We start from the raw sequence: 3,839 nt of genomic DNA on the forward strand, positions 1-3,839 counted from the left end.
CCTCATACTGGGTGCAATGGGAGGCAGTCCTTCGCACGACAGAGGCTTTTCACAAATGTAGTGTGCAGCTTAGGTCAAGATGGTCATGGAGCATGGAGCATGGAGCATGGACAGCTTGTTCCCGACCGAGCCGGCTCGACTGACGAGCGCGATCCGCGCATCTTATGCACAGCGGATTGAAATCAGCGTTCCGGTTTGTCGTCCCGATCAATTAGTATCCGCTCGGCGGCTCCGTCGAGATCTTCGTATTGACCGCTTCGCAATGCCCAGACGAAGCCGGACACACCCAGTGCACCCAGAAAAAGGGCCACTGGTATGAGATAGAGCAACGTCGTCACGAGGATTATGCCGAATAGCTGACTGCGGAGCGTCCGACTTTTTGAATAACTTGCAGCGTCGCATTCGCCCCGAAGCCGTGCAAGCGCAATGCGTTTCCAATAACAAGCACCGATGAGGCAGACATGGCAATCGCCGCTAACAAAGGCGTGGCGTGCCCGAGGATGGCGATTGGTACTGCCACCGCATTGTAGACGATCGCAATCGCGATGTTCTGGCGGATCAGGTGTCCCGCCTTGCGCGAGACGTCCAGCGCGAGAGGCACTGCCAGAAGGCTTTCGCGCAGGAATACGAAGTCGGCGGCATTGCGGCCAATGTCGGCGGCGGTAGCTGGAGCGATCGAGACATGCGCCGCGCTGAGCGCCGGCGTGTCGTTGAGGCCGTCGCCAACCATCAGAACCTTGTGTCCGTCTTTCGCCAGGGTCTCGATGCGCTCGACCTTGCCGGATGGCAGCAGGCACGGAACGAAGTCCTTGACACCCAGCATTTCTGCGACTTCACCGCAGGCACCCGCAGTATCGCCCGACAGCATTTCCACTGACACCCCGGCATGGCTCAATTGCCCGATCGCCGCCTTGGCGTCTGCGCGCAGCGCGTCCTCAAAATCGAAGGTCGCGACAATGAACCCGTCTTTTGTCAGCACGGTTCCGCCATGTTTGCCTTCACCACCGGTCCGGGCTCTCCATCCAGCCCATCCGCGTCGGCCTAGCCGCCAGGTGCTTCCGGCTCCAGTGGCTTCGATTCCAAACCCTGGATGCTCGGTGACGGCATCAAATTTGTACTGCCCGCCGGGATGGGCAAAACCGGCTATGGCCTTTGAAAAAGGATGGCGGGAATGCGTAGCCATGTCTCCCGCGACTGCCAGCATGGCCGGATCGATCGACGATGCATTGACCAGCCGGGGCTGGCCGAGCGTGAGCGTTCCGGTCTTGTCGAACACCGCTGTATCAATCGTCGCCAGGCGCTCCATGGCAGAACCGTCCTTTACCATGATGCCGTTCTCAAACAGGCGCCGCGCGGCGACCACCTGAACGATCGGTACGGCGAGGCCGAGCGCGCACGGGCAGGTGATGATCAGAACGGCAATGGCGATGGTTATCGCCCGGTGCCAGTCGCCGGTCACCGCCATCCAGCCAAGGAACGTCGCGAAGGCTGTGAGATGAACCACCGGGGCATAGAGCGCTGAAACGCGATCGGCGATCCGGCGATAATGCGCGCGGCCGCCCTCTGCGGCTTCCATAAGACGAACCATTTCCGCCAGAAACGAATCCTTCGCGGCGGCTGTCGCCTCAATCGTCAGCGGGCCGGTAAGATTGAGCACGCCGGCCTGAACTGCTTCGCCCGGCGCCACGTTTTTCGGCGTGCTTTCGCCTGAGGCCAGCGAGCAGTCGAGATCCGACGTTCCCTGGATGATCTTGCCGTCGACGGGGATCCTCTCACCGGCTGCGATCAACAACCGCATGCCTGGTTCGATCTCGCCGACCGGCAAATAGTCGCGCGCGCCGTCGCTGCGCAGCACCATGGCGCCATGTGCGGCCAACTGGGACAGGCCTTTCACAGCGGTCCGGGCACGTTCGCGCATCACGTGATCCAACGTGCGGCCGATCAACAGGAAGAACAGCAGCGATACCGACGCGTCAAAATAGGCGTGATCGCCATGGTTGATCGTCTCGTAGAGGCTCATGGCGTAGGCGAGCGAAACACCGACCGCGATCGGCACGTCCATATTCATGCGGCCATGGCGCAAAGCATTCCAGGCCGAACGGAAGAAGATGCCGCCGGCGAAGGCGAGGGCAGGAATGGCGATCAGCGCCGAGACCCAGTGAAACAGGTCGCGGGTAGCACCTTCGGCGCCGGACCAGACCGAGACCGAAAGCAGCATGATGTTGCCCGCCGCAAAGCCGGCAACCGCGACCGCGCGGATCAAATCCGATAACGTCCTGTCCTTGTCGCCGACCTCGGAAGGGAAGAGATGCGCCTGGTAGCCTAGCCGCCCAAGCGCGACGACGAACGGTGGGACCTCGTCACCACGCCACCGGACAGAGACCCGTTTCGTCGACAGGTTGACGCGGGCGCTCTCGACGCGATCGAGCTTTCCCAGCGCCGTCTCGATCGTCTGGATGCAGCCTGCGCAATGAACCGTCGGTACTGAAAGATCGGTCTGGTGAAGATCATCGCCAAGCGATCGGCTCGCCAGCCTGATCTCCTGGCTGGACGGCAGGACCGATCCGGTGTTGACCAGATCAAGCGCCATTTCGGCGCCCGGTGCACAACAACTCATTGCAGCGCTCCATTGGAAATCATGATCCGGCGGACGTCGCGATACGGTTTGTCCAGACCGGCGTCGGCGTCGACTTCGACAATCCAGACGCCGTCCTTCGGCATGTGCTGGGCTGCGAATTCCTGGCCCGAGGCGGGTGCGAGGGTGACCGACTTGTCCTCCTTCTCGTACGCGGGATGGCGAAACAGCACCTTGACGCCGTGCAAGGGAACCGGCTTGCCGGCGACGTCGGCGAGGCCATAGCGAACTTCGCCCCATGCGATGGTCAGCTTGCCGGTCCAGCCAAGTGCTGCCTGCGCCCGTCCTTCCTCGGCCTTCTTGTTGAATTGCTGGCTCGCCACATAGGTGTTTTCGACGACGAGGCCAGTCCAGCTTGTGCTGGCGAGCGTTGCCATGGTCAGATTGACTGCGATGACCACGCCGAAAAAGGCCAGGATGATGACCAGCATGTGCCTGCCGGTGAATTCACGAGGCTTTTGTACATTGGCAGTCATCTGAGGGGCTCCGGCGCGTTGAAGGTGGCGGTGTACTCGTTCGACTCAAAGCTGGCTCTGTCCTCGACGCGGAACTTGAAGGTCTGTGCCGGAGCGCGGATCTGGTCCGCCGGCTGGCGAACGAAGACCCTCAGCATTTTCAGGCGGTCGGGTTCGACCGGAATGGCGAAGGAACGGCCTGCGGGGATGTCGTCGCCGACGACGACCATGTCAGCGCCTTCAAGGCCCTGCATGGTTACGACGATCGTCCTCGGCTCGGGGATCATGTTGAGCAGCTTGACGGTATAGCCATTGCGGATGGATCCGTCGGTCAGCGTGACGAACTGGGGATTGCGATCATGCAATACGTTCAGTTCGAGCCGATCGCGCGTCAGCAGCGAATAGAGCAGGCCGAGGCCGATCAGCGACCACAAGCCCATGTAGACGTAGGTGCGCGGCCGAAAGATCTTGCGGATGTGAAAATGCGCCACCTTGTCGGAGAACAGGCCATCAGCGGTCCTGATCAGCGATGGATTGACTGAGCTGGACCCGCCTGCAGTCGCCAGCATCATGTTGGCGTTGTAGTCGGAGAGCGTCGCATAGGCGATCAGCCCACGCTCCTTGCCGAGCTTGTCCATGACGCCGTCACAGGCGTCGATGCAGAGCGCGCAAGTGATGCATTCGAGCTGCTGGCCGTCGCGAATGTCTATCCCCATCGGGCAGACCGCGACACAGGCATTGCAGTCGAC

General features: G+C 61.4%; 4 protein-coding genes. All 4 read right to left on the reverse strand.

Going from position 1 to position 3,839, the window contains the following annotated elements:
- Window positions 1–182: 182 nt before the first annotated feature.
- Window positions 183–338 carry a cbb3-type cytochrome oxidase assembly protein CcoS gene (gene ccoS, locus EN749_RS32350; protein ID WP_081714250.1) on the reverse strand — a complete coding sequence of 52 codons (156 nt, stop codon included), beginning with the start codon at window positions 336–338 and terminating at the stop codon, window positions 183–185.
- A gap of 5 nt (window positions 339–343) precedes the next feature.
- Complete coding sequence (locus EN749_RS32355) at window positions 344–2,617, reverse strand: cation-translocating P-type ATPase (RefSeq protein WP_126059322.1); 2,274 nt, start codon at window positions 2,615–2,617, stop codon at window positions 344–346.
- On the reverse strand, window positions 2,614–3,111 hold the full coding sequence (locus EN749_RS32360; RefSeq protein ID WP_126057792.1) for a FixH family protein: 498 nt from the start codon (window positions 3,109–3,111) through the stop codon (window positions 2,614–2,616). Before EN749_RS32360 ends, EN749_RS32355 begins: the two co-directional genes overlap by 4 nt.
- Window positions 3,108–3,839: FixG Ig-like domain-containing protein (locus tag EN749_RS32365; RefSeq protein WP_281061938.1), on the reverse strand; the 732-nt coding region annotated here is incomplete at its 5' end. The genes EN749_RS32365 and EN749_RS32360, both read right to left, overlap by 4 nt.

Origin of the sequence: Mesorhizobium sp. M7A.F.Ca.ET.027.02.1.1, assembly GCF_004022985.1 — a bacterium.
Classification (GTDB): Bacteria; Pseudomonadota; Alphaproteobacteria; order Rhizobiales; family Rhizobiaceae; genus Mesorhizobium.